This window comes from Streptomyces sp. NPDC002888 (assembly GCF_042888465.1).
In the GTDB taxonomy this organism is placed as follows: domain Bacteria; phylum Actinomycetota; class Actinomycetes; order Streptomycetales; family Streptomycetaceae; genus Streptomyces.
Map to the genome: position 1 here is coordinate 126,109 of NZ_JBIAPU010000007.1, position 22,627 is coordinate 148,735.

General features: G+C 72.5%; 24 protein-coding genes and 1 riboswitch. Of the genes, 9 read left to right on the forward strand and 15 right to left on the reverse strand.

Going from position 1 to position 22,627, the window contains the following annotated elements; translation table 11 throughout:
• Positions 1-39: 39 nt before the first annotated feature.
• From ACFYWX_RS13760 to ACFYWX_RS13770, 3 genes are all read right to left on the reverse strand, one after another.
• On the reverse strand, positions 40-1,218 hold the full coding sequence (locus tag ACFYWX_RS13760; protein WP_389424189.1) for an acyl-CoA dehydrogenase family protein: 1,179 nt from the start codon (positions 1,216-1,218) through the stop codon (positions 40-42).
• A 132-nt stretch (positions 1,219-1,350) separates the two neighbouring features.
• Positions 1,351-2,115, reverse strand: a complete 765-nt coding sequence (locus tag ACFYWX_RS13765; RefSeq protein WP_389424190.1) for a CbtA family protein — start codon at positions 2,113-2,115, stop codon at positions 1,351-1,353.
• Between the two features lie 25 nt (positions 2,116-2,140).
• Positions 2,141-2,362 carry a CbtB-domain containing protein gene (locus tag ACFYWX_RS13770; RefSeq protein ID WP_389424191.1) on the reverse strand — a complete coding sequence of 74 codons (222 nt, stop codon included), beginning with the start codon at positions 2,360-2,362 and terminating at the stop codon, positions 2,141-2,143.
• A 41-nt stretch (positions 2,363-2,403) separates the two neighbouring features.
• Positions 2,404-2,553: riboswitch (cobalamin riboswitch) on the reverse strand.
• Between the two features lie 103 nt (positions 2,554-2,656).
• Between ACFYWX_RS13770 and ACFYWX_RS13775 the strand changes: the two genes are divergently transcribed.
• A complete protein-coding gene (locus tag ACFYWX_RS13775; protein WP_389424192.1) occupies positions 2,657-3,235 on the forward strand; it encodes a histidine phosphatase family protein in 579 nt (192 codons plus the stop codon).
• 107 nt (positions 3,236-3,342) lie between these two features.
• Here the strand turns inward: ACFYWX_RS13775 and ACFYWX_RS13780 are convergent, their stop codons facing one another.
• Positions 3,343-4,524 carry an erythromycin esterase family protein gene (locus tag ACFYWX_RS13780; RefSeq protein ID WP_389424193.1) on the reverse strand — a complete coding sequence of 394 codons (1,182 nt, stop codon included), beginning with the start codon at positions 4,522-4,524 and terminating at the stop codon, positions 3,343-3,345.
• A gap of 87 nt (positions 4,525-4,611) precedes the next feature.
• On the opposite strand from ACFYWX_RS13780, the gene ACFYWX_RS13785 reads away from it, so the two are divergent.
• Positions 4,612-5,304, forward strand: a complete 693-nt coding sequence (locus ACFYWX_RS13785; RefSeq protein WP_389424194.1) for a MerR family transcriptional regulator — start codon at positions 4,612-4,614, stop codon at positions 5,302-5,304.
• Between the two features lie 65 nt (positions 5,305-5,369).
• Here the strand turns inward: ACFYWX_RS13785 and ACFYWX_RS13790 are convergent, their stop codons facing one another.
• A complete protein-coding gene (locus ACFYWX_RS13790; protein WP_389424195.1) occupies positions 5,370-5,744 on the reverse strand; it encodes a four-helix bundle copper-binding protein in 375 nt (124 codons plus the stop codon).
• A 125-nt stretch (positions 5,745-5,869) separates the two neighbouring features.
• On the opposite strand from ACFYWX_RS13790, the gene ACFYWX_RS13795 reads away from it, so the two are divergent.
• Together ACFYWX_RS13795 and ACFYWX_RS13800 are read left to right on the forward strand one after the other, a co-directional pair.
• Positions 5,870-6,235, forward strand: coding sequence for a DUF6479 family protein (locus ACFYWX_RS13795; RefSeq protein WP_389424196.1), 366 nt, complete (start codon positions 5,870-5,872; stop codon positions 6,233-6,235).
• 46 nt (positions 6,236-6,281) lie between these two features.
• The gene (locus ACFYWX_RS13800) at positions 6,282-6,632 is read left to right on the forward strand and encodes a hypothetical protein (RefSeq protein WP_389424197.1); all 351 of its coding nucleotides are present in this window, start codon (positions 6,282-6,284) and stop codon (positions 6,630-6,632) included.
• A gap of 129 nt (positions 6,633-6,761) precedes the next feature.
• Here the strand turns inward: ACFYWX_RS13800 and ACFYWX_RS13805 are convergent, their stop codons facing one another.
• The 5 genes from ACFYWX_RS13805 to ACFYWX_RS13825 all read right to left on the reverse strand — a co-directional run bounded on the left by ACFYWX_RS13805 (position 6,762) and on the right by ACFYWX_RS13825 (position 12,933).
• The gene (locus tag ACFYWX_RS13805; RefSeq protein WP_389424198.1) at positions 6,762-7,775 is read right to left on the reverse strand and encodes a RimK family alpha-L-glutamate ligase; all 1,014 of its coding nucleotides are present in this window, start codon (positions 7,773-7,775) and stop codon (positions 6,762-6,764) included.
• A 383-nt stretch (positions 7,776-8,158) separates the two neighbouring features.
• Positions 8,159-8,614 (reverse strand): RpiB/LacA/LacB family sugar-phosphate isomerase, encoded by a 456-nt coding sequence (locus tag ACFYWX_RS13810; RefSeq protein ID WP_389424199.1) that lies wholly within the window; start codon positions 8,612-8,614, stop codon positions 8,159-8,161.
• 191 nt (positions 8,615-8,805) lie between these two features.
• Positions 8,806-10,356: an MFS transporter gene (locus ACFYWX_RS13815; RefSeq protein WP_389424405.1), complete on the reverse strand. Its 1,551-nt coding sequence runs from the start codon at positions 10,354-10,356 to the stop codon at positions 8,806-8,808.
• A 152-nt stretch (positions 10,357-10,508) separates the two neighbouring features.
• Positions 10,509-12,323, reverse strand: a complete 1,815-nt coding sequence (locus ACFYWX_RS13820) for a protein kinase (protein ID WP_389424200.1) — start codon at positions 12,321-12,323, stop codon at positions 10,509-10,511.
• 10 nt (positions 12,324-12,333) lie between these two features.
• Entirely contained in the window at positions 12,334-12,933 is a 600-nt protein-coding gene (locus ACFYWX_RS13825; protein WP_389424201.1) for an exonuclease domain-containing protein, read from the reverse strand.
• A 219-nt stretch (positions 12,934-13,152) separates the two neighbouring features.
• On the opposite strand from ACFYWX_RS13825, the gene ACFYWX_RS13830 reads away from it, so the two are divergent.
• Both ACFYWX_RS13830 and ACFYWX_RS13835 read left to right on the forward strand, forming a co-directional pair.
• Positions 13,153-13,929 carry a chitosanase gene (locus ACFYWX_RS13830; protein ID WP_389424406.1) on the forward strand — a complete coding sequence of 259 codons (777 nt, stop codon included), beginning with the start codon at positions 13,153-13,155 and terminating at the stop codon, positions 13,927-13,929.
• A 260-nt stretch (positions 13,930-14,189) separates the two neighbouring features.
• Complete coding sequence (locus tag ACFYWX_RS13835) at positions 14,190-14,699, forward strand: molybdenum cofactor biosysynthesis protein (protein WP_389424202.1); 510 nt, start codon at positions 14,190-14,192, stop codon at positions 14,697-14,699.
• Positions 14,700-14,704: 5 nt separating this feature from the next.
• Here the strand turns inward: ACFYWX_RS13835 and ACFYWX_RS13840 are convergent, their stop codons facing one another.
• Both ACFYWX_RS13840 and ACFYWX_RS13845 read right to left on the reverse strand, forming a co-directional pair.
• Positions 14,705-15,283 carry a phosphatase PAP2 family protein gene (locus tag ACFYWX_RS13840; RefSeq protein WP_389424203.1) on the reverse strand — a complete coding sequence of 193 codons (579 nt, stop codon included), beginning with the start codon at positions 15,281-15,283 and terminating at the stop codon, positions 14,705-14,707.
• Entirely contained in the window at positions 15,276-16,637 is a 1,362-nt protein-coding gene (locus ACFYWX_RS13845; RefSeq protein WP_389424204.1) for a diacylglycerol/lipid kinase family protein, read from the reverse strand. The genes ACFYWX_RS13840 and ACFYWX_RS13845 overlap by 8 nt, the downstream gene beginning before the upstream one ends.
• A gap of 210 nt (positions 16,638-16,847) precedes the next feature.
• On the opposite strand from ACFYWX_RS13845, the gene ACFYWX_RS13850 reads away from it, so the two are divergent.
• Positions 16,848-17,018 (forward strand): hydrophobic protein, encoded by a 171-nt coding sequence (locus ACFYWX_RS13850; protein ID WP_389424205.1) that lies wholly within the window; start codon positions 16,848-16,850, stop codon positions 17,016-17,018.
• 79 nt (positions 17,019-17,097) lie between these two features.
• Here ACFYWX_RS13850 and ACFYWX_RS13855 read toward each other — a convergent pair whose 3' ends face one another.
• Complete coding sequence (locus tag ACFYWX_RS13855) at positions 17,098-17,979, reverse strand: diacylglycerol/lipid kinase family protein (RefSeq protein ID WP_389424206.1); 882 nt, start codon at positions 17,977-17,979, stop codon at positions 17,098-17,100.
• Between the two features lie 55 nt (positions 17,980-18,034).
• On the reverse strand, positions 18,035-19,630 hold the full coding sequence (locus ACFYWX_RS13860) for an FAD-binding oxidoreductase (RefSeq protein ID WP_389424207.1): 1,596 nt from the start codon (positions 19,628-19,630) through the stop codon (positions 18,035-18,037).
• A 113-nt stretch (positions 19,631-19,743) separates the two neighbouring features.
• On the opposite strand from ACFYWX_RS13860, the gene ACFYWX_RS13865 reads away from it, so the two are divergent.
• Both ACFYWX_RS13865 and ACFYWX_RS13870 read left to right on the forward strand, forming a co-directional pair.
• Positions 19,744-20,343: a TetR/AcrR family transcriptional regulator gene (locus tag ACFYWX_RS13865; protein ID WP_389424208.1), complete on the forward strand. Its 600-nt coding sequence runs from the start codon at positions 19,744-19,746 to the stop codon at positions 20,341-20,343.
• On the forward strand, positions 20,340-21,932 hold the full coding sequence (locus ACFYWX_RS13870) for an FAD-dependent oxidoreductase (RefSeq protein WP_389424209.1): 1,593 nt from the start codon (positions 20,340-20,342) through the stop codon (positions 21,930-21,932). Before ACFYWX_RS13865 ends, ACFYWX_RS13870 begins: the two co-directional genes overlap by 4 nt.
• Positions 21,933-21,945: 13 nt before the next feature.
• Here the strand turns inward: ACFYWX_RS13870 and ACFYWX_RS13875 are convergent, their stop codons facing one another.
• On the reverse strand, positions 21,946-22,623 hold the full coding sequence (locus ACFYWX_RS13875; protein ID WP_389424210.1) for a beta-glucanase: 678 nt from the start codon (positions 22,621-22,623) through the stop codon (positions 21,946-21,948).
• Positions 22,624-22,627 lie beyond the last annotated feature (4 nt).

Sequence of the window (22,627 nt, forward strand, 5' to 3'; positions counted from 1 at the left end):
CCTCTTTTGTGCCAACTAAAAATCCTCGTCACAAGCAGGCTAACGCCGTACCCGCGGCATCCCCAGACCGATCCACGAGATGATCTCGCGCTGGATCTCGTTGTTCCCGCCGCCGAAGGTGAAGATGACCGCCGAGCGGTAGCCGCGCTCCAGTTCGCCGCGGAGCACCGCGCCCGCCGAACCCTCCCGCAGCGCGCCCGGCGCGGCGACGATCTCCAGGAGTGCCGCGTAGGCGTCCCGGCGCGCCTCGGAGCCGTAGACCTTGACGGCGGAGGCGTCCTGCGGGGTGAGGGTGCCGTTCTGGACGGTCGTCACCATCTGCCAGTTGAGGAGCTTGAGGGCGTCGAGGCGGGTGTGGGTGCGGGCCAGGAGGCGGCGGACCCAGGGCAGGTCGACGACGCGGCGGCCGTCGGCGAGCTTGGTCTCCATGGCCCAGCGCTGCACGTCGTGCAGGGAGCGGATGGCCATGGTGCCGTGGGCGGCGAGGGTGACGCGCTCGTGGTTGAGCTGGTTGGTGATCAGCCGCCAGCCCTGGTTCTCCGCGCCGACGCGACGGGAGACGGGGACGCGGATGTTCTCGTAGTAGCTGGCCGTGGTGTCGTGACCGGCGAGGGTGTTGATGAGGGTGCAGGAGTAGCCGGGGTCGGTGGTCGGGACGAGGAGCATGGTGATGCCCTTGTGCGGCGGGGCCTCGGGGTCGGTGCGCACGGCGAGCCACACCCAGTCGGCGGTGTCGCCGTTGGTGGTCCAGATCTTCTGGCCGTTGACGACGTACTCCTCACCCTCGCGCACCGCGCGTGTCCTGAGGGAGGCCAGGTCGGTGCCCGCGCCGGGCTCGCTGTAGCCGATCGCGAAGTCGATCTCGCCGGAGAGGATCTTCGGCAGGAAGTGCGCCTTCTGCTCCTCGGTGCCGTACCGCATGATCGTCGGGCCGACGGTGTTGAGCGCCATCAGCGGCAGCGGGACGCCCGCCTGGGCGGCCTCGTCGAAGAAGATGAACTGTTCCATCGCGGTGAGGCCGCGACCGCCGTACTCCGTGGGCCAGCCCACGCCGAGCCAGCCGTCCGTGCCGAGCCGCCGGATGGTCTGGCGGTAGAAGCGTTTCTGGGCGGCCGGGTCGGCGTGCCGGGTGTAGGCGTTATCGGGTACCAACTCGGCGAAGTAGGCGCGCAGTTCGCTGCGCAGCCGCTGCTGCTCGGGCGTGTGGTCGAGATGCACGGCGCCTCCTGGCTCCCCTGGGCCGGTCCTGACGGCGCACACGGTAGAACGTGTTCCAGTAATTGGGAATGGCGGGGAGACGTGAAGAGGCCCCCGGCTCGGGAGCCGGGGGCCTCTTTCATCGGGAACCGGTCACGGTGCCACGGGAGTCGGCCGCGCCGCGGCGACCTCCCGCGCCACGGTCCGTGGTGCGAGCACCCGTTCCGCCAGCAGCCCGAAGACCAGCCCGAAGGCGGTCCACAGGGTGGCCTGCACGGCGAGCGCCGCCAGGCGGAACTGCCAGAGCAGGGTGGCCGGGAAGTGCTCGGGGACCTCGTTGAAGGACGGCAGGAAGGCGTACGCCAGCCCGACGGCCAGGACGAAGAACGCGCCCGCGACGAGGGTCGCGTTCCAGTTGCCCAGGCGTGGCGCGAGGCGCCGGCCCAGGATCACGGTGGCGACGGCGAGCAGGACGCTCAGCACCACCATCAGGAAGTAGAGGGTCGTGCGCTGTCCGATCGTGTCGGGGTCGCCGACGGCGGGCGGGTTGGCGGGGTACTTCAGGAACGGCACGACATACACGGCGACCAGGCCGGCCATCGCCAGGAGCAGCGCGCTCGCGCGCGGCCCGAAGCGGCCGATCCGGCCGAGTGCGAAGCAGTACGCGAGGGCGGCGATGCCGCCGAACGCGACGCCGTAGACGAGGACACCGGTGGACAGGCCGGCGGTGGACTGCATCGTCCGGCTGACGGGTTCGGCACCTCCCCCGTGGTGGTGGGCGTGCGCCTCCTCGAAGGCGATGGCCGCGTCGACGCGCGACTCCCCCAGGAAGTAGGCGACGACGAGGGCGAGCAGGCCCGCGGTGAGTCCCGCGAGCATGCCCCGCACCAGGAGGGTGCGGACAGTGGTGGAGTTCATGGGCTGGTACGTCCTTCCCCGGCCGTCAGTGGCAGGGGAAGCCGAGCAGGTGGCGCGCGTCGTGCACCCACTCGTGGACGTCCTCTCCGGACATCACGGAGGTGGCGCCCTGTTCGGCGCCGACGAAGTAGAGCAGGACCAGCATCAGGATGCCGAAGAAGACCGCCCAGGGGACGATCGCGCCGATCGGCAGCTTCTCGGGTACGGCAGCGGGGGCAGCGGTGGGCTGGACGGCGGACTGCGCCATGGCAGGACCTCCTGGGGGAACTCGCGTCCCGTATCGGTGGTGCACAGGACGACGGACGCGGGTCTGACTCGCCCGGCCCGCACTCGAGGTGCGTGCCCGACATACAGTGGCGCGACCGTGCCGGAATTCCACCGGCTTCCACATACCGTCGTCGATTTCGACGTGACGGTACCGCGAGGGAGGGAATCGGCCAAGGGCGCACGGATCGGCCGCGCGCGCCCGGACGGGGCTGTCAGCCCGTCAAGTCGCTGATTCCAGAAGGGCGTTGAGGGCGCGAGTGGCAGGAATGGACGTATGACGAGCCGAGTGATGTTGATCTCACCGGCGATCAGCGCGGCGCTGCGGGAGGCCCGCTTCGACGACGGCTGCCCCCTCGACCCGGCGGGGTTGCGCCGGGCCCGGGCGGCCGCAAGCACGCTGCCGGCCCGGGAGGCGGCCTGGTCCTCCCCCACCGTGCGCTGCCGTGAGACGGCCGGGGCGCTCGGGCTCGACGCCGTGGCCGCGCCGGAGCTCGCGGGACTGGACGCGGGCCGCTGGCGCGGGGCGACGCTGGCGGAGGTCGGCGCGGCCGAACCCGCGGCCCTCGCCGAATGGCTGGCGGACCCCGGGGCCGCCCCGCACGGCGGGGAGTCGGTGCGGGCGCTGTGCGACCGCGTGGCCGCCTGGCTGGAAACGGCCGCCCGTACACCGGGACGGACCGTGGCCGTGGTCGAGCCGGAGGTGTCCCGCGCCGCGGTCGTCCGCGCCCTCGGCGCGCCGGACCAGGCATTGTGGCGCGCCGACGTGTCACCACTGACGGCCGTCGAGCTCAGCGGCAGATCGGGACGCTGGAACGTCACGGTCGGACGCCCCCTCGGCGGGACGGAGCACTGACCAGCAGCAGACTGCCTTGCCGGGCGGCGGTGTTGCGGTGGGCGGCATCGGCCGGGATCCGGTCTGGACACCGATGCCTGTGCGCTCGCGCCGCCGCCATGAGTGGCTCAGATGTCCTTGACGAAGACGATGGCGTCGATCCGGTCGGTGGTGGCCGGGTCGAGGGCGGCGTACGTGTGGTCGGCCGGGACGCGGGGCGTGGGCTTCTGGTCGAGGACCCTGGCGAGGTGGCCGGGATCGATGACGGCGCGGGCGTGGGGAAGGGAGGACAGGAGCCCTTCGAGGGTGTCGGGAGGGGGGACGTCGGAGCCGCGGGTGCCGAAGGTGGTGGCGGCGAAGGCGTACTGGTCGCCGAGGCGGCTGCCGATGACGGCGCCCGCGCTCCACCACTGGAGCGGGCCGGCGAACTGCATCTGGCTCTTGTCGCGCTGCAGGTGGCCATTGTGGGCGAAGGCGAGGGTGGGGCCGCGACGGGCCTCACGGCGGACGATGGCGTCGAGGTTGTCGGCCATCATCACCTCGCGCAGGCACGTGATCTCCCTGAGGCGCGTGGGCGCGGTGTCGGCCAGGCCGGCGTGGTAGCGCAGGAGCCCTGCGGCGGTGCGGGCGTGCAGGTCGGCGCGCCACAGCTCGTCGGTGGAGGTGACGGCCGTCAGGTGCGGGGCGTAAGAGGTGAGCAGCGTGCGCAGGTCGTCGGTGATCAGGCGCAGCTCCCTGGCCTCGGGGGTGCGGCCGACCGACCGGGTGGGGTCCATGAGGGCGGCCGGGTCGGTCCAGCGCTCGTCGGGGCCGCACAGCTCGTCGAGGGACTCCCGGCTCCGGGCGAGGTCGAGGTGGGCGGAGAGGTAGTCGTGCAGCGCGGTCAGGGCCGGCCGGGGACTTGCGGCGCCGGTCATCTCCAGGGGGCCGTCGAAGCCGTAGAAGCGGAGCCGCTCGTACGGGGGGCGCTGCTCGTTGTGGGCGCGCATCCAGCGCAGGAGCTCGCGGTTGGCGGGTGAGGCGCCGAGGCCGTGGCTGAAGCCGCGGCTCATCGCGTCGTCGAGGGTTGCGATGCCGCCGGCGACGTACGCGTCGGCGGCCAGGGCCGACAGGCAGTCGCTCTCGATGGCGATCGATCGGTAGCCCTCGTGCTCGACGAGGTGGCGGAAGAGCTCGTTGCGCAGCTCGGGGAAGGCTTCGACGCCGTGGGTGGGCTCGCCGAGGCCGAGCAGGCGGGTGGTGGGTGACAGGAGCACGGTGAGGGCGTCGCCGGTGAAGGGACGGGCTGCATCCCGGATCGAGGTCGTCATGCCTTCAACGCTATCGTTGAACCTTCGGTGTAAACTTTTGAGAACTCTGGCGCTATTTCCTGTAGTTGACGAGGACGTACCTTCAAAATGCGGTTGCGGCCCATCGATCTGGCGCGCGAGCACGGCCTGTCCACACAGGCGGTGCGCAACTACGAGGACGCGGGGATCCTGCCGCCGGCCGAGCGCACGGCGCACGGCTACCGGGTCTACGCTCCGCGCCATACGGCGGCGCTGCGGGCGTTCCTGGCGTTGGTCCCCGCGCACGGCCATGCGACCGCGGGGGCGATCATGCGGGCCGTGAACGGCGGCACGGTCGAGGAGGCCCTGCGGCTGATCGACGAGAGCCACGCGCAGCTGGCCGGCGACCGGCGCACGCTGGAGGACGTGGAGGGGGCACTGCGCGACTCGGCGCCACCGCGTGAGCCGGAGCCGGGCGTGACGTTCATCGGGCCGCTGGCGCACAGGCTCGGCATCCGGCCGGCGACGTTGCGCAAGTGGGAGCGAGCCGGGCTGATCGTGCCCCGGCGCGACCCGCGCACCGGCTACCGCGTCTACACCTCCGCCGATGTGCGCGACGTGCTGCTGGCCCACCAGCTGCGGCGGGGCGGGCACGGGCTGGAGCAGATCGCGCGGGTGCTGGAGCAGGTCCGGACGGCGGGCGGACCGGAGCCACTGCAGGCGACGCTGCGGGAGTGGCGCGCCCGGCTGACGGCACGGGGCCTGGCGATGCTGGCGGGTGCGGCCGCGCTGGACGCCTTCCTGGGGACGCACAGCGCCTGACGGCGATTTCTGTCGCGGCTCCGGTTCGCCTGTGCGGCGGGCACCGGGACCTCACGGGTGAAGGGTCAGACCAGGGTGGCCATGAAGTCCGTGCAGGCCCGGGCGCAGGCGCGGCAGGCCTCGGCGCTCTCCTCGGCGCCCGGGTGTCCGTCGAAGACGTGCGCGGACTCCAGGCAGACGGTCCGGCACCACTCCAGCTGGACGCGTATGGCCGCCTCGTCCAGGTGGTTCTGCTCGGACAGCACACGGCAGGTGGCGTCGCACACCTCCGCGCACATGATGCCCTTGCGTCGTACGAGTTCCTGCTGTTCGGTCCCGTCCGGATCCACGAGGCTCGCGCGCAGCGCACACGCCCGGGCGCACTCGGTACACGCCTGGGCACACGCGAAACGGTCCTCCAGGAACCGGAAGAGCTCCTGCTGGGATGTCGTCGGTGTCACGTAAGGGCGGGTAGCCGGTGCGGACGGTGTCAAACACGCGCGCGAGTGAGCGGACCGGAGGTCATCAGACGGTTACGGAACCGGATCGGCCGGTTCACTCCCCATTCGAGGGGTATTCGGCTGGTATGAGTACCGCAACCATGCAGCTGGCCGCGGCGAGTGGGCTGCTCAGCATCGTGCTCTTCGTGGTCGCCGTGACTGTCGTGGCCATCCTGGCCGGGGGTTTCTGGCTGGGCTACCGCATCAAGCTCAACGAGTCGCCGAGGCCGCGACCCGACGAGCAGCCGCACCTTCCCCCGGAAGGGCCCGTCCATGAGGTCCAGGAGAACCGGGAACCCGACGAGGTGCCCCAGATCTCCAAGGACGGCCGTCCGCTCACGCCGTACGAGCTGACCAACATGCAGACCCGCTCGAGCTCCTCGAAGGACCGCCCGCGCTGGGGCCGCGGCAGCAGTGGTTCCTTCGGCGGGGGCGGGCTGGGAGCCCACTGACCGACCCTGTCCGAGCGCACGCACTCGTTTCCGAGGAGTGAGATCCATGGCCGACTCCGGCCGCGGCATGCTGCCGCTGCCCGACTACGACCATCTGCCGATCGGCGGCGTGGAGAGCCGCGTACGGTCGCTGACCGCCGGGGAGGTCGAGGAGCTGCTCGCGTACGAGCACGAGCACGCCGACCGCCGCCCGGTGACGACGGTGCTGACCCACCGCCTTGAACAGCTGCAGGCGGGTGCGGAACCGACCTCCGGCGACCCCGCGGCCCTGCGCCCCGAGCAGGGGCGGGGACGGGCCGGCTCCCCCGTCTCCCCCGCGACCTCGTCCCAGCCCATCAGCCCACCGCCGCACGGCACCCCGGACCAGCGGGGCAGGCCGAAGGGCGACCGAGGGTAGGGGCCGGGCATCCCCGGCACGACACCGTACGTGGACGGCCAGGTCATCCCGGCCGTCCACGCCGCCTGGCGGGCGGCCGGGATGCGCGGTCGCGGTACCGGTACGTACGTCCTGCCCGTACGTCCTGCCTCAGTGCGACGACAGCTGACCTCCTCGGCCCAGGGGCGCCCTCGTCCGGGGCGCGACCATGGGCCGGTCGCCCCGGGCGAGGGTGAGGGCGTCCAGGTGCGCCTGGATGTACGGCACGGCCACCCTCTCCAGTTCGAGTTCGCCGTCCACGAAGGCCGGGTGGACGTTGACCTCGAACACGACCCCGCCGTTCTCGACGGCGAGGTCGACGCCCGCGAAGGGCAGTCCGACGGAGGCGGTGGCCGCGACGGCGAGTTCGGCGAGGCGGGCGGGCAGGTCCTCCGGGGAGAGGTGTATGGCGGTGGCGCCCTGGCAGGTGTTGCACGGGATGTCGGTCCGGGGCTGGATGTGTTCCCGGGCGTGGATGACGCGGCCGTCGAGAACGAAGACACGGAACTGGTGGCGGGCGCCGTCGGGCATGACGTTCTCCGCGTCCCGGGAGAGCAGCCAGTCGCTGCCGCGCTCCGCGTAGAAGGCCGCGGCGTCCTTGAGTTGGTCCGGCGTGGTGACGTGGAAGGTGTCGTTGCCTCCGGTGCCGATCACGGGCCGGGCCCAGGTGTCCCCACCGAGCCGGTCGAAGGCGGCCTCCGCCTCGCGCGGGCCGGGCCGGGACAGGACGACGGTCTCCATCTGGGCGACGCCGTCCCGGGCGAAGCGTTCCACGGTGAGGTTCTTCTCCGTCGCCGTGCGCCACGCGTCCGTGCCGGTGGCGAGGGTGACCGCGTGGTGGTGTGCGAGGAGCTGCTGGAAGGCGGCGAGTCCCTGACGTTGGTGCGGCTGGATCTCGTAGACCACGACGACGTCGGGCACGAGGTCCAGCCCCTCCTCGGGGACCCGCAGCCGTAAGCGGTCTCCTTCGCGGACTCCGCGGCCGGATCCGTCGGTGGCGAAGTGCCGGGCATCGATGCGGACGGGGGGTGCGCCGGTGAGCAGTTCGACGGCTGTGGCCAGGTACTCGCGGCAGCCTTCGGCAGAGGTGGGGTCGGCGATGAGGGCGATGCACGGTCGGGACACAGCGGCCTCCAAGGGCTCTGGACACGCGCTCGGACCGCGGACACTCGGCTGCGCGGTCCGAGCGGTTTCACGGGGTTGGTGCCTGTCGCGCGGGTGATCCTCGGGGCACGTCGCTGCGGCCGCCGCGCCCTTGTGGTGGGGCGCGCCGGGAGGTCGCGACGGCGGAGCGGCCGTTGACCACGAGGGTTGAGCACAAGGGGTGGGGCTCCGCCCTGCGGACGGACGGCACAGGGCTGGGCGCCACACTGTAAGTGACCGGCGGGGCCCGGTAACAGGGCGCACGCACGCCGGTCTCCTGCTCCCGCCTCTGCGCCGTTCGCCCCGATGTGTGCGCCCTGCGGCGAGCCCACGGACGGGGAGTCGGGAGTCCGCCCGAACGGGATCTAGGAGTCTGCTCGGACGCGATCGAGCCGCCCCACGCGGGCCACGTTCTCCCGGTCCTCGGCGTCCTCACTGGCGTCGGCGGCGAACCAGGCGTCGAGGATCTCCTCAAGCAGGGGCCCGGAGGTCAGCCGCAGGCTCAGCGCCAGTACGTTGGCGTCGTTCCAACGGCGGGCGCCGTCCGCGGTGTACGCGTCCGTACAGAGCGCCGCCCGTACCCCGGGCACCTTGTTGGCGGCGATCGAGGCGCCCGTTCCGGTCCAGCAGCACACCACCGCCTGGTCCGCCGTCCCGGCGGCCACCTCACGGGCCGCGGCCTCCGAGCACACCGCCCACTGCGGGTCGTCCCCGTCGCGCAGCGCCCCGTACGTGCGTACCTCGTGGCCCCGGGTCCGCAGCTGCTCGACGAGGGTGCGGGCCACGGGTTCGTCCATGTCGGAGGAGACGGAGATACGCATGCCTCGGAGCCTACTCGGGCGCGGCCCGCCCCAGTCGCCTCCCGTCACTCCGCCTTCAGTGCCAGGGGCAGTGAGCTGATGCCGCTGAGGAAGTTGGAGTACACCGGGGGCGTCGGCCCGGTCTCCCGGGTGCAGGGCGGGCGTCGTCCAGCGGAGCATCTCCTCCACGCTCCGTCACGTCGTCGCGGGCGTCACCGCTCCGGGCGGCCCGGAACCGAGGACGCCTCTTCCCGGCCCCCTGAGTGCGTCCGAGTGACGCGGTACAGCTCCTTGGAGGTGCTGATCAGTTCCCGCTGCTCCTCCTGCGAGCCGACCATGGGCTGCGAGCCGCGGAGCGGCACCTGGGCGCTCTCCGGCAGGAACCGCACCGTGACCAGGCCGATCACGCCGGCCAGGATCAGGTAGTACGCGGGCATCATGTCGTCCCCGGTGACGCTGATCAGCGCCTCGGTGACCAACGGCGTGGTGCCGCCGAACGCGGCGACGGCGAAGTTGAAGCCGATGCCCATGGCCGCGTACCGGACGGCGGTCGGGAACAGCGCGGGCAGCGTGGCGGCGCTCGGCGCCGCGAAACAGGTCAGCAGGGTGGAGAGGATCAGCACGCCGAGGATCGGCGGCCAGGTGCCCTCCATCTTGATCAGCATGAAGGAGGGCACGGCGAGGAGGATCATGGCGGCCGCGGCGAAGCCGTAGACCGGCCGCCTGCCGACCCGGTCGCTGAGCCGTCCGACGAACGTGACCAGCAGCACGATCCACACCATGCCGATGAGCACCAGGACGTCGGCGGAGCTGCTGGAGCGGTTCAGGTTCTCCGTCTGGTACGTCGGCAGGAAGCCGGTGACCATGTAGTTGGGGACGTTGTAGAGCAGCACCAGGCCCATGCAGATGAGCAGCGGCTTCCAGTGGTGCCTGACGATGGTCTTGAACTCGCTGCCCGCCGACTCCTGGGCGAGGCTCTTCTCGTGCTCGTCCAACTGCTGCTGGAAGGCCGGGGACTCCTCCAGCTTCAGCCGCATGTACAGGCCGATCACGCCGAGCGGACCGGCGATCAGGAACGGGACGCGCCAGCCCCAGGAGAGCATCTCGGCGTCGGTGAGGAGCAGGTTCAGCACAGTGACCAGGGCCGAGCCGAGCGCGTAGCCGACGAAGGTGCCGAAGTCGAGCCAGCTGGACAGGAAGCCGCGGCGGCGGTCGGGCGAGTACTCGGCGACGAAGGTGGTCGCGCCGCCGTACTCGCCGCCGGTCGAGAAGCCCTGGAGCATACGGGCCAGCAACAGGAGGATCGGCGCGGCGATGCCAATGGTGGCGTAACTGGGGATCAGACCGATGGCGAATGTGCCGACCGCCATCATGATCATGGTGGTGGCCAGTACCTTCTGCCGGCCGAGCCGGTCCCCGAGCGGTCCGAAGACGAGACCGCCGAGCGGGCGGACCACGAACGCGGCGGCGAAGGTCGCGAAGGAGGAGATCACCTGAGCGCCGGGCGAGGCGCCGGGGAAGAAGACCTTGCCGAGGGTCGCGGCGAGATAGCTGTAGACGCCGAAGTCGAACCACTCCATGCAGTTCCCGAGCGCCGAGGCGCCCACCGCGCGCTTGAGCAGCGGTGGCTCGACGACCTGGACGTCCTCCTCCCGGAAGGCCCGCTTACTGCGACGCAGCCTCCGGGTCAGGTCGTCCCGGACCTGCCGAGGCATGTCCACGACCGCCTTCGCCACTCCGGACCTCGGCTGCCCGCCAGGCATGGCGTTCACCACTTTCAACCCCTTCTCTCGACCTTCGCCTACGCGAATCCAGCACAGGCTTGATCGACCCGCGCACCCCAGAGCTTCTGCCCGGGTTTACTCGGGACATACGGGTATCAGAGGTCACACTGTCGGCTGTAAGCCCCCTCACATCAGCCGGAGGGCACGACCTTGGTCACCTTGCCCTGCGGGTCGGCCTCCACGTAACCGCCCTCGCCGTAGTCATTGCTGATGTACACAGCCATGGCCTCGGTCTGGCCGGTTCGGTCGTTCGGCTGTCGCAACAACAGGTAACGGCTCGTCGGTTTGTCGACCTTGAGCTCCTTCTCGGCGCGTGCCAGCAGGGCGGGAAGGACGTCCCAGTCGAAGTCGTCCGCGCGCACCGGCTTGTCACCGTTGAACAGGGTGCCCTTGATGATGCTCGTCTCCACGCCCCGATCGACCCAGTAGTCGAAGGTGTCGTAGCGGGTCTGGCTGCCACTGACCATCACCTCGGCCGTGGCGTGCTCCGGATAGACGCTCAGATCGCCGTAACTCCTGCTCCCCGTCTTCTTCTCGAAGGCATCGACGACCTCGCGGATCCCGGCGGGGGTCAGCAGGTCGGTCACGGGTCCGGCGGTCTCGTCGTCGGAAGGTGTGTCGCTCGCTTCGGCGGCGGCGGACGGCGCGTCGCTGTCGTCGGACACGGCGTCGGCGGTGCCGGACGGCACGGCCGAGGTGCGCTGGGTCCCGCCGGCGTTGTCCAGGGAGCCGCCCGAGCCGCCCTCGCCCCCGGGGAGCGCCACCCAGAGGGCTCCGCCCACCACCACCGCGCCGAGCGCGACGGCGAGGACCGTCACGCGTCGGGGCCGGGCGGGCGGCCTGGCGTCGGTGGATGCGTGCTGCGGGGTGTCGGCGGGCACGTGGTGCGGGGCCGGCCATGCCGGTGGCGCGAGCGGGTAGGACGTGGGGTTTGGGCCCGAGCCGGTCGGGGGCGAGGCCGAAGCCGGTCCCGCGTCGACCTGGGACGAGACCCAGGCTGGTGCCGCGTCGACCTGGGACGAGACCCAGGCCGGTGCCGCGTCGACCGGGGACACGCCCCCACCCTGGGCCGTGCCGCCCTGCGCACCGGCCCACTCCGCTTCCGCACCGCCCCGCGCCACGGCTTCCAGCATCCGTGCCACCGCCCCGGCGTCCGGCCGCGCGGCGGGATCCCGTACCAGCACCCGTGTGAGCAGGGGCGTCAGGGCGCCGGCCCTGGTCGGCGGGGGCACGTCCTCGTGCAGGACGGCGGCCAGGGTGGCCAAAGTGGTTCCCCGGCGCAGGGGGTGGTGCCCCTCGACGGCCACGTACAGCATCATCGCCAGGGACCACAGATCCGCCGCGGGCCCGCCCGCAGCGCCGGAGACGCGCTCGGGAGCCATGTAGTCGGGGGTCCCGATGATCGACCCCGTCGCGGTCAGGGTCGTGGCCTCGCGGATCGCGGCGATCCCGAAGTCCGTGAGCACCGGCCGTCCGTCGGCGCGCAGCAGGACGTTCGCCGGTTTCACGTCGCGGTGCTCGACCCCGGCGTCGTGCGCGGCGCGCAGGGCGTCCAGCACTCCGCGGCCCAGGTCGGCGGCGTCCGCGGGGGTCATCGGTCCGCGGGCGAGCCGGTCGGCGAGCGAACCGCCCTCGACCAGCTCCATGACGATCCACGGGTAGGTGCCCTCGCCGCCGTCGACGATGTGATGGATCGTCACCACGTTGGGGTGCTCGATCCTGGCGAGGGCCCGTGCCTCGCGCAGGACGCGCTCGCGCAGCATCAGCGCCCGGTCGGGGTCGTGGGCGTACTCCGCGTCCGGTGGCCGCACCTCCTTGATGGCCACGTCACGCTGGAGGACCAGGTCGTGGGCGCGCCACACGGTGCCCATCCCGCCGCCGCCGAGTCTGACCCGTAGTTCGAAGCGGCTGTCGACGACCCGTCTGCCGCTGTCCCCCTCGTTCATGGCGAGGAGCTTAGGGGACAGTCCGGTCGATCCCGTCACCGAGGGCTTTCGGCCAGGCTCCTCGACCGGTCAGGTCCACGACGAGGGCCGCGATGTTCCAGGCGTCGTCCTCGCCCCTGTGGTGCCGCCCTTCGAGGGGCAGCCCGGCGATCTGCAGGGCCTGGGCCATTCCGGGGCGTTTGCGCAGGCCGTACGCCTCGGTGAAGACGGCCTTGGCATTGGTGTGGCGGGCGCCGAAGGGGTACGGCGTGCGGGTCGCCGCGCACTGCCGGGTGAACTGGTGCCGGTCGTAGTCGCCCCAGCTGGCCCACGGTCGCTCACCGGCCCGATGGAGGGCCGCCAGTTGTCGGCAGGCCTCGGCGAACTCGACGCCGGTGTCGACCTCTTGTCGGGTCAGTCCGGTCAGCTCGGTGCAGAACTCGCTCACGGTGGACCGCGCGGGGCGCACCAGGATGCGATGCCGCCCGACTCGCGTCCGGGCTGCCAGGTCCACGACGGTCAGCCCGATCTCGATGATCTCGCTGACCGCCCCGGGCGGCGGGGATCCCCGCCAGCAGGTCGCTTCCACGTCGACGACGTTCAGCCAGGGCTCTCGCCCGTTTCCGTCCATGGCGGGCAGCGTAGGAAGGGGGCACGGCTCCCGGCATCCGGTTTTCGTCGCACCCATGTGGCTTCGCACGGCTGTTCACCTGACCCCATAGCTGATAGGAAACATTCCTATCAGCTATCCGCCCCCCACAAGCCACTTGGAGTCACAGTGGTACACAACCTCGACGAAAGCGAGGCGGAACGTTCCGCCTCGGGCCCTTCGCGCCGCGCCCTCCTCACCGTGCTGGGCGCCTCCCTGACAGTCGTCCCACTGCTGCGCGCCCCGGACGCCTCCGCGGCCGCCCGCGCGGTGGGCCTTGACGACCCGGCGAAGAAGGAGATCGCCATGAAGCTGGTGTCGAGCGCGGAGAACTCCTCTCTCGACTGGAAGGCGCAGTACAAGTACATCGAGGACATCGGCGACGGCCGCGGCTACACCGCCGGCATCATCGGTTTCTGTTCCGGCACCGGCGACATGCTCGACCTCGTGGAGCTCTACGCCGACCGCAAGCCCGGCAACGTGCTCGCCAAGTACCTGCCCGCCCTGCGGCGGGTGAACGGAACCGACTCGCACAACGGCCTCGACCCCTCGTTCCCCGGTGACTGGCGCACGGCGGCCCGCGACACGGTGTTCCAGCAGGCCCAGAACGACGAACGCGACCGCGTGTACTTCAACCCGGCCGTCAAGCAGGGCAAGACCGACGGGCTGCGCGTGCTGGGCCAGTTCGCGTACTACGACGCCATCGTCATGCACGGCGACGGCACCGACCCGACCAGCTTCAGCAACATACGCAAGCGCGCCCTGCGCACCGCGAAGCCGCCGGCGCGGGGCGGCGACGAGGTGACCTACCTCAACGCCTTCCTCGACGCCCGGGTCTGGGCGATGAAGCAGGAGGAGGCGCACAGCGACACCAGCCGGGTGGACACCGCTCAGCGGGTCTTCCTGCGCAAGGGCAACCTGGACCTGACTCCGCCGCTGGACTGGAAGGTGTACGGGGACAGCTACCACATCGGCTGACGAGGCTTGGGTCCACCTCGGCCTCGGAACGTCAGGTCCGCCGGATGCCTAAGGGGTCCTTGCACAATGAGCGCCCGATCAGGTCGCGTGGTCTGGTGCCGTGCATCGCAAGGCGCCGGAGAGCCCTCGATGGGGCCCCCGCTCGAGCAAAGCCGAGAGTGGGGGAGGAGCTACTAGGGCTTTTCGGCAACGCGGCGAGGTGCGGTGCCAGGCCGCGCGACCCGGGCGGGCATTGTGCAAGGACCCCTACGGTGGGGACCATGACCGAGGTCGAGGTGGTACAGCTCCTGGTGTCGCCGGAGCACCGGCTCGCGGGGCGCCCCTCGGACGGGCCGCCCGCCGCTCCGGACGACGAGTTGGTCCGGCGGGTGGAGGTACGCGGAGGCCTCGGGCTCGTCGGCGACCGCTACTTCGGCCGGCGCGCCCATCGGGACGCGGCCGTGACGATCATGGCCGCGGAGCGCCTCCCCCTGGACATCGATCCGCTCGTCGGACTTCTCCTGACGCGCAGGAACATCCTGATCCGCGGCTTCGACATCGACTCCTGTGTCGGTTCCACGCTCTCCCTCGACACCGGCGCCGGGCCCGTCACGTTCGCCGTGAACCGTCCGGCCCGGCCCTGTGCGTGGATGGATGTCACGATCGGCGCGGGTGCCCAGCGCGCGCTGCGCGGCGGGGGCGGGGTGCGGTGCACACCCCTCTCCGACGGAGTGATCACCCTGGGGAGGGCGAGCCTCTCCCTGATCGCCGGGCCACGCACCGGCCGGTAGCCCCGTTACCTTTCCAGGCGGGCCGTCGCGGCGAGCACCACCGCCGCCGCACCCGTGCCCAGCACGGCACCCGCGACGACGTCGCCCGGATAGTGCACTCCGGTGTGGACCCGCGAGTAGCCCACGGCACAGGCGAGCAGGCCGAGCGGCACGGTGGCGGCCGGCCAGGCGGGTCCCACGGCCGCGGCGAAGGCGACGGCCGAGGCGGTGTGGCCCGAGGGGAACGACGCGGACTCCGGCATCGGCACGTGCCGTCCGGGGAACGGCGAGTCCTCGGCGCGGTGGGGACGGGGACGGCGTACGAGACGTTTGCCGACCAGGTTGGCGGTCGCCGAGGCCACACCGATGGCGGCGACACCGAGGGCGGCGGCGCGGCGGGGGCGGCCGGGGAACAGCGCCAGGAGCCCGGCGACCGTGAACGAGATCTTGGAGTGGTCCGCCGCCGCGGACAGCCGCCGCAGGGCGGAGTCCAGCGTGGGAGTCTCGGTGACCGTCACGGCCGCGTACAGCGTCTGGTCGAGGGTGGCGAGGTCGCGCACCAGGCCGCGCAGGGCCGGATGTTGCGGCGACGGACGGTCAAGCATCGCTCTGCTCCTGAGTCGTACGGGGTCGGTCGGGGGACCGGCTCAGCGCGAGGTGGACCACGCGCCGCCAGTCGACGGACGGTGCCACGTACGTGGCGCCGGGGCGGTGTCTCGGTACCCGCACCCGCAGCGCACCGGGCCGTACGGTGCACACGACGGGCGTGGGCAGGGTGAGCGCCTCCCCGTCGACGGCCACCGGGATGAACTCCTCGTCGGCCTCGACGACCACGCGACGTGACGTCAACACAGTAATGCCGCTGGCCCGTTCGCCGCGCAGGGCCAGCTCGGCGGCCTGGGTCGCGCTCTCCACGCGGACCGCGACCACCCCGAGCGCGCCCGCGTCGAGCCGCGGCCTGCGCCCGCCGCCGCGGGGATCGACCCGCCCGTAGGCGTTGTTGCTGACCAGCAGCGCCTGCGGAGCGTGCAGACGCGTGCCGTCGGTCCGCACGTCCAGGGACGTCCCGCCGTCGGCGACCAGCAGATCCGGCAACTGGTCGAGTATGGTCGCCGCCTTGGCGTCACGGTAGTCCGGGTTCTGCACGATCTCCGCGTACGTGCCGAACGAGACGGTGTTGACGAAGCACCGCCCGTTCACGTCGCCGAGGTCGATGCGGAGTTCCACGCCGTCGGTGAGTGCGTCGAGGCTGTTCGCCGGGTCGTCGCGGTCCAGGCCGAGGTCCATGGCGAAGTGGTTGCGCGTTCCGGCGGCCACCACCACGAACGGGAGGCCGTGCTCGGCGGCCACCGCCGCCACCAGCGCCTGGGTGCCGTCACCGCCCGCGACACCGAGCAGGTCCGCGCCCTCGGCGACGGCCCGCTCGGCCAGCGCCACGGGGTCCGGGTGGGCGTCGAGGTCGAGCAGTACGACGCGGGCACCCAGTGCCTCGGCCCGCGCCACGAGCCCGTGGCGGCCGACCTTGCCGCCACCGGACCGTGGATTCATGATCAGGACCGGTCGGCGGGCCGGTCGGGGGGACCGGCTGTGCATGCCGTGCGGTCGGCGCAGGCGGCGCAGGGCGCTGCGCGCGCACGCCAGCGCCGCCACCCACGCCGCGAGCGCGGCCACGGCCACCACCCACAGGCCCGACACCGCGTACAGCACCAGGACGCCCACGGGTGCGGCGAGGGCCAGCAGGGTGCCGAACAGGCGCACCGCTCCCCGGTGCGCCAGGGTCCACCAGATGCCCGCACCCGCCAGGGCTAGGCCGACAAGACCGAGCAGCAGGATCAGCCAGCCACCGGAGCCCACCCCGGCGATCACCGCCGCGACGGCGCCGACGACGCACAGCAGGGCGAGCCGGGCCAGGGCCCGTGCCGCGCCGCCACCCCGGTCCGAGCCGTCGGGCTTGGCCATCGGTCTCCTCCATACGCGCGGGCTCCCGCCCTTCCCGACCTTCCCGTCCTTCTCACCATGGTCGTGACTGCCCGCCGGTTCGGCATCCCGGCCCTCGCCGCGCACGTGCGAAACGCTTCGGATGCCCCGCCTTTTGTGGAACAAACGTGCGGATTATGGGTGTGTGTTGGGCATTTTGTGGGGCACCTGAACCGATGGAGGTTGATAACAATGGTTCCCCTGCTTCTTGTTCTGCTTCTGGCACTGGTCCTCTTCGGCGCCGGTTTCGCGCTCAAGGCCCTGTGGTGGATCGCCGTGATCGTGCTGGTGCTGTGGCTGTTGGGCTTCTTGGTCCGACCCGCGGGAACCGGCGGCCGAAGGGGTCGCTGGTACCGCTGGTAGGCAGGCGCCACACGGCATGCGTGGGCCCCGTCGGCACACCGCCGACGGGGCCCACGCATGTCCGGCACCCGACTCCGGCTCAGCACAGCACCCGGAGCGCCCCCGGCAGGACCCTGGCCGTGACCGGGAGAACGGCCTCGACCTCGCCGTCGGCGCCGTAGGGCACGGGCCGGTCGGCCTCGACGTGGATCTCCTTGCCGCGCAGGATCCGCACCTCGGACCGTGCCACGTGGGCGCCCGACCGGAGCTCGTTCATCAGGGCGAAGAACAGGCGCCGCGGCGCCTCACGGATCATCACGACCTCCAGCAGGCCGTCGTCGACTCGGGCGCCGGGCGCGATGATCCGGCCCGAGCCGTAGTAGCCGGAGTTGGCGATCACCACCGTGTAGCCGCTGAGCGCGTGTTCCTCGCCGTCGATCGTGACCCGGTAGTGCGCCGGACGCCAGGTGGTGACCGCCCGCAGCCCGCCTGCGTAGTAGGCGGCGGCGCCCCGCAGCACCTTCGCCCGGTTGGCGTGCCGGTTGGCGACCGCGTCGACGCCCGCGTACACGCTGCCGAGCACGACGGTGCCGTGGTGAACGGCCGACTCCACCTCGATGGTGTCGACGGCGCGCGGCTCGCCGCGCAGCAGCACCTCGGCCAGCGCGGCCGCCTCCGTCGGCAGCCCGAGGGCCCGGGCGAAGTCGTTCCCGCGGCCGGCCGGGACCAGCCCGAGCAGCGCGCCGGTCCCGCTGAGAGCGCCTCCGACGGCCCCGGTGATGCCGTCCCCGCCGACCGCCAGCACCACACGCCCCCGCTGCCCGGCCTCCCGGGCGAGGTCCCGGGCGTGCGGCAGGCTGCGGCTGTACTCGGTCTCCAGCCCCGCGCCCGCCTCCCGCAGCAGCCGGGCCACCGCGAGCAGCGCGGCGGCACCGGTGGAGCCGCCTGCGGTGGGGTTGACGACGGCGGTGAACTGTCGCATCGGGGGCCTCCGGGCTGACGGCGGGTTGCTGAAAGGGGGGTGACGAAGTGTCGGGTCAGTCGACGGGCAGCAGCACGCCGGGGTTGAGCACCCCGGCGGGGTCCAGGCGTCGTTTGACGGCGCGCAGAGCGTCGACGCCCAGGGGTCCGGCCTCCCGGACGTACCAGTCCCGGTGGTCGGTGCCGACGCCGTGGTGATGGGTGATCGTGCCGCCGGCGGCGAGGATCGCCTCGTTGGCGGCGCGCTTCGCCCGCGTCCAGTGTGCGACGGGGTCGTCGCCCTGGGCGCAGACGACGGTGAAGTACAGCGAGGCGCCGTTGTCGTAGACGTGGGAGATGTGGCACATGACCAGGGGCGGGGTGCCGGCCTCGGTGAGCGTCGAGGTGAGCGCCTCTCGGACGGAGGCGTACAGCTCCGGGACACGGGACCAGAAGGTGGCGGTCTCCAGCGTCTCGACGAACGCGCCCGCGTCGAGCAGCGCGTCCCGCAGGTAGGGAGCCGAATAACGGCCGTGGGCCCACTTCTCCCCCGGCTCGGCGCCCAGGGGTGTGCCGCCGCAGTCGCGCAGTACGGCGGCGGCCTGCTCGCGGCGGTGGGCGGTGTCCTGCGGCGTGCCCTCGAAGCCGGCGATCGCCAGGCATCCCGCGCCCTGCTCGGCGCCGGAGCCGATGGCGTCGGGCTGGGCCAGGCCGACGAGGGTCTCGGTCTCGTCGGACAGCCGCAGCACGGTTGGGCGCGGTCCGTCCTGGGCGAGCCTGCGCAGCGCGTCGGCGCCCTCCTGGAAGGAGGCGAAGCGCCAGCCCTCGTGGACGCGGGTCTGCGGGACGGGGCGGATCCGCACGGTCACGGACGTGATGACGCCGAACGCTCCCTCCGAGCCCAGGATCAGCTGGCGCAGGTCCGGTCCGGCCGCCGAGCGGGGGGCGCGCCCCGTGTCGAGGGTGCCCTGCGGTGTGGCGAGGGTCAGGCCGAGGACCATTTCGTCGAATCGGCCGTAGCCCGCGGAGGCCTGTCCGCTGGAGCGGGTCGCGGCGAACCCGCCGATGGTGGCCCACTCGTAGGACTGGGGGAAGTGCCCCAGGGTGAAGCCGTGCTCGGCCAGCAGCGCCTCGGCCTGCGGGGCGCGCAGCCCCGGTTGCAGGGTGGCGGTGCGGGAGACCGGGTCGAGGGCGAGCAGGCGGTCCATGCGGCGCAGGTCCAGGGCGACGAAGTCGCCGCGTCGGCCGGGGGCGAGGCCGCCGACGACCGAGGTACCGCCGCCGAACGGCACCAGCGCCAGTCCGTGTTCGACGCACACCCCCAGCACCGCGAGCACCTCGTCGTGGCTCTCCGGGAGCACCACGGCGGCGGGCACGGCGTCGACGTCGCCGCTCCGGATCCGCAGCAGGTCGGGCGTGGACTTGCCGCGTGTGTGCCGCACGCGCGTCTCCGCGTCGGTGCGCAGGCACGGGGCCCGGCCGCCGACGGTGACGAGCAGCGCGCGCAGCACGCCGGTGTCGAGGGCGGGTTCGGGTACGGCGATCTCCTCGAGGGCGACCGGTTCGGCGTCGCGCGGCTTCACGCCGAGCAGATCGCGCAACAGCCCGATCACCGTGTCCGGCAGGGGTGTCGCCCTGGCCGGGTCGCCCCAGCCGCTCCACAGCATGTCCATGGCCCGCGTCCTCACCGGTCGATGTCGGGATGCCGTCCTTCTCGATGGCATCGCCCGCGCGGCCTCGGAGGAAGGTGCACCGCCCGGCCTCACGGCGAGTTACACTGTGACACATGACGCCTATTCGTCACAACAACTCGGACAGCGACGCGGTGCTCGACGCGGTGCGCGACTGCGTCCTGGCCGTGGGAGTCCGCCGTACGACGCTGACCGACGTGGCCCGTCGCGCGGGTGTCTCGCGCATGACGATCTACCGGCGCTGGCCCGACGTACGCTCCCTGGTCGGCGACCTGATGACCCGTGAATGGGTCGACGTGGCCACCCGCGCGATGCCCGAGCGCCGCCCGGGGGCGGAGGCGCGGTCCCTCGTCGTCGACGGGCTCGTGACCGGAGTGGACGCCTTCCGCGCCCATCCGCTCTTCCGCAAGATCGTGGACGTCGATCCCGAGCTGCTCCTCCCCTACGTCCTGGACCGCCGCGGGGCCAGCCAGGAGGCGCTGCTGGAGTTGCTGGCCGACGGCCTGCGGGAAGGTCACGCCGACGGGTCCGTCCGGGCCGGCCACGCCGAACGGCAGGCGCGCTCCCTGCTGCTGATCGTGCAGTCCTTCACGCTGTCACTGCGGACCATGACCGACGAGGAGGACGCCGAGCTGAACACCCCGGCCCTCCTCGCCGAGTTGCGGACCATCCTGGAGAGGACCCTCACGCCGTGAGCCCCGCGACCGCCACCACTCCCCTGGCCCCCGGATCATCACTGTCGGCCGACCGGCGCTCGCGCGAACTCGCCGACACCGTGGGCGGCGACGCCGTGGACGTCCTCGTCGTCGGACTCGGCGCGACCGGGACAGGAGCCGCGCTGGACGCGGCGGCCCGCGGTCTGGGCGTCGTCGCCGTCGACGCCCACGACCTGGCCTTCGGCACCTCCCGGTGGAGCTCCAAGCTCATCCACGGCGGCCTGCGCTACCTCGCCTCCGGCCACCTGGACGTCGCCCACGAGAGCGCGGTGGAGCGCGGAGTTCTGATGGAGCGCACGGCACCGCACCTGGTGCGCGCCCAGCCGTTCCTGCTGCCCCTCACCCCGCTGGTCTCCCGTGGCCAGGCCGCCCTCGCCTGGGCGGGCTTCCGGGCCGGCGACACCCTGCGTCTGGCGGCGCGCACGGCCCGGGCCACCCTGCCCGCGCCGCGCCGGCTCTCGGCGGTGGAGGCCCGTCGCCTCGCCCCGTCGGTGCGCGCCGACGGCCTGCGTGGCGGGCTGCTGTCCTGGGACGGGCGGGTCACCGACGACGCCCGCCTGGTGACCGCCCTCGCCCGCACCGCGGCGGCGCACGGCGCGCGCGTCCTCACCCGGGTACGGGTGCTGCGGCTCTCCGGCTCCGGCGCCGTCGTGCGCGACGAACTCACCGGCGAGGAAGGGGAGATCCGGGCCCGCGTGGTGGTCAACGCCTCGGGCGTGTGGGCCGGTGAGCTGGTGGACGGCATCCAGGTGCGGCCCTCGCGCGGCACGCACATCGTGCTGCGCTCGGAGCGCCTCGACTCCCTCCCCGCGGGCCTGCACATCCCGATCCCCGGCGAGAGCAACCGCTTCGTCCTCGTACTGCCCCAGGGCGACGGCCGGGTCTACGTGGGACTCACCGACGAGCCCGTCGAGGGCGGGATCCCCGACGTCCCCGAGGCGCCGGAGTCCGACATCGGCTTCCTGCTCGACGTCCTCGGCTCCGTCGTGAACACACCGGTCCACCGGTCCGACGTGGTGGGAGCGTTCGCGGGCCTGCGCCCCCTCCTGGACATGACTCCCGAGGGGCAGCCGGAGGACACGCGCAGGACGTCCGACATCTCCCGCCGGCATGCGGTCATCACCTCGTTCGACGGTGTCGTCACCGTGGTCGGCGGCAAGCTCACCACCTACCGGCGCATGGCCGAGGACGCCGTCGACGCCGCCGTGGCCGCGGCCCGCCTCGACGCGGCCCCGTCCCGCACCGCGGACCTTCCCCTGGTCGGCGCCGCGCCCCCGCGCGTCCTCGACACCCTGCCGGTGCCCCGACGCCTGCTGCGGCGCTACGGCACCGAGGCACCTGCCGTCCAGGCGCTCGGCGCCCGCGACCCCCGGCTCAACGACCGCGTACTGCCGGAACACCCGGTCACCCGGGCCGAGTTGCTGTGGGCGATCCGGCACGAGGGGGCGCTCGACGAGGCCGACCTGCTGGACCGGCGTACGCGCATCGGTCTGGTGCCCGAGGACCGGGCAGCCGCGCTGGACACCGCGCGCGAAGTGCTCGGGGAGGCCACGCCCCGGAAGAGCTGACCCACCGCCGCCCCTAGGGGGACGGCCGGTGCACGACCAGGCTCGCGACCTCGAACGACATCTCCGTGACGTCCGGGTCGGGCTCCGGGTGGTAACGCCCCGCGCACACGGAGAGGTTGACGATGAGGTGGGCGTGCCAGTCGCGTCCCACGCCGTTCCGGTTCGTGTAGACGGGCGTGTCGTTCAGCGTCCAGACGACGCGGCGCGCGCCGAACTCCACGGCCACGTCGACCCAGCCGCCGGGGCGGACGGCGTCGTCGCGGTGGTAGAGGTGGCCGCCGCGCACGTGGTTGGAGAACTCGAGCAGGTCGGGGTTGTCGGGGTGGTACTCGAAGACGTCGATCTCCTGGTCGCCGTCGCGCCACGTCCAGATCGCCGGCCACGCGCCCGTCTCGGTGGGCAGCCGCACCCGGGTCCGCAGCAGGTCCCCGGTCCGGACGAGGAACCCCTCCTCGCTGCCCTCGGTGGTCAGCAGCCCGGCGTCCCACAGTCCGTCGGGGCGACGTGTCGCGCGGAACGTCCCGCTGCGGCAGTAGTCGGGGTCCGCCACCAGGTGATCCAGTTTGTTGTCACCCGGGTTGACGGGTCCGCCGTCCGGATAGGCCCACGAGCGCCCCGCGACCCATTGCCGGGGCGAGGCGAAGTCGGCGGTGAAGACGGGGGCGGCGGCGAAGACGGGGTCGGCCGGCATACGG

Coding starts and splice junctions, on each gene's coding strand:
- ACFYWX_RS13765 (WP_389424190.1), bottom strand. CDS start 2,115: ATGAACTCCACCACTGTCCGCACCCTCCTGGTGCGGGGCATGCTCGCG.
- ACFYWX_RS13770 (WP_389424191.1), bottom strand. CDS start 2,362: ATGGCGCAGTCCGCCGTCCAGCCCACCGCTGCCCCCGCTGCCGTACCC.
- ACFYWX_RS13775 (WP_389424192.1), top strand. CDS start 2,657: ATGACGAGCCGAGTGATGTTGATCTCACCGGCGATCAGCGCGGCGCTG.
- ACFYWX_RS13780 (WP_389424193.1), bottom strand. CDS start 4,524: ATGACGACCTCGATCCGGGATGCAGCCCGTCCCTTCACCGGCGACGCC.
- ACFYWX_RS13785 (WP_389424194.1), top strand. CDS start 4,612: ATGCGGTTGCGGCCCATCGATCTGGCGCGCGAGCACGGCCTGTCCACA.
- ACFYWX_RS13795 (WP_389424196.1), top strand. CDS start 5,870: ATGAGTACCGCAACCATGCAGCTGGCCGCGGCGAGTGGGCTGCTCAGC.
- ACFYWX_RS13800 (WP_389424197.1), top strand. CDS start 6,282: ATGGCCGACTCCGGCCGCGGCATGCTGCCGCTGCCCGACTACGACCAT.
- ACFYWX_RS13810 (WP_389424199.1), bottom strand. CDS start 8,614: ATGCGTATCTCCGTCTCCTCCGACATGGACGAACCCGTGGCCCGCACC.
- ACFYWX_RS13815 (WP_389424405.1), bottom strand. CDS start 10,356: ATGCCTGGCGGGCAGCCGAGGTCCGGAGTGGCGAAGGCGGTCGTGGAC.
- ACFYWX_RS13820 (WP_389424200.1), bottom strand. CDS start 12,323: ATGAACGAGGGGGACAGCGGCAGACGGGTCGTCGACAGCCGCTTCGAA.
- ACFYWX_RS13825 (WP_389424201.1), bottom strand. CDS start 12,933: ATGGACGGAAACGGGCGAGAGCCCTGGCTGAACGTCGTCGACGTGGAA.
- ACFYWX_RS13835 (WP_389424202.1), top strand. CDS start 14,190: ATGACCGAGGTCGAGGTGGTACAGCTCCTGGTGTCGCCGGAGCACCGG.
- ACFYWX_RS13840 (WP_389424203.1), bottom strand. CDS start 15,283: ATGCTTGACCGTCCGTCGCCGCAACATCCGGCCCTGCGCGGCCTGGTG.
- ACFYWX_RS13845 (WP_389424204.1), bottom strand. CDS start 16,637: ATGGCCAAGCCCGACGGCTCGGACCGGGGTGGCGGCGCGGCACGGGCC.
- ACFYWX_RS13850 (WP_389424205.1), top strand. CDS start 16,848: ATGGTTCCCCTGCTTCTTGTTCTGCTTCTGGCACTGGTCCTCTTCGGC.
- ACFYWX_RS13855 (WP_389424206.1), bottom strand. CDS start 17,979: ATGCGACAGTTCACCGCCGTCGTCAACCCCACCGCAGGCGGCTCCACC.
- ACFYWX_RS13860 (WP_389424207.1), bottom strand. CDS start 19,630: ATGGACATGCTGTGGAGCGGCTGGGGCGACCCGGCCAGGGCGACACCC.
- ACFYWX_RS13865 (WP_389424208.1), top strand. CDS start 19,744: ATGACGCCTATTCGTCACAACAACTCGGACAGCGACGCGGTGCTCGAC.
- ACFYWX_RS13875 (WP_389424210.1), bottom strand. CDS start 22,623: ATGCCGGCCGACCCCGTCTTCGCCGCCGCCCCCGTCTTCACCGCCGAC.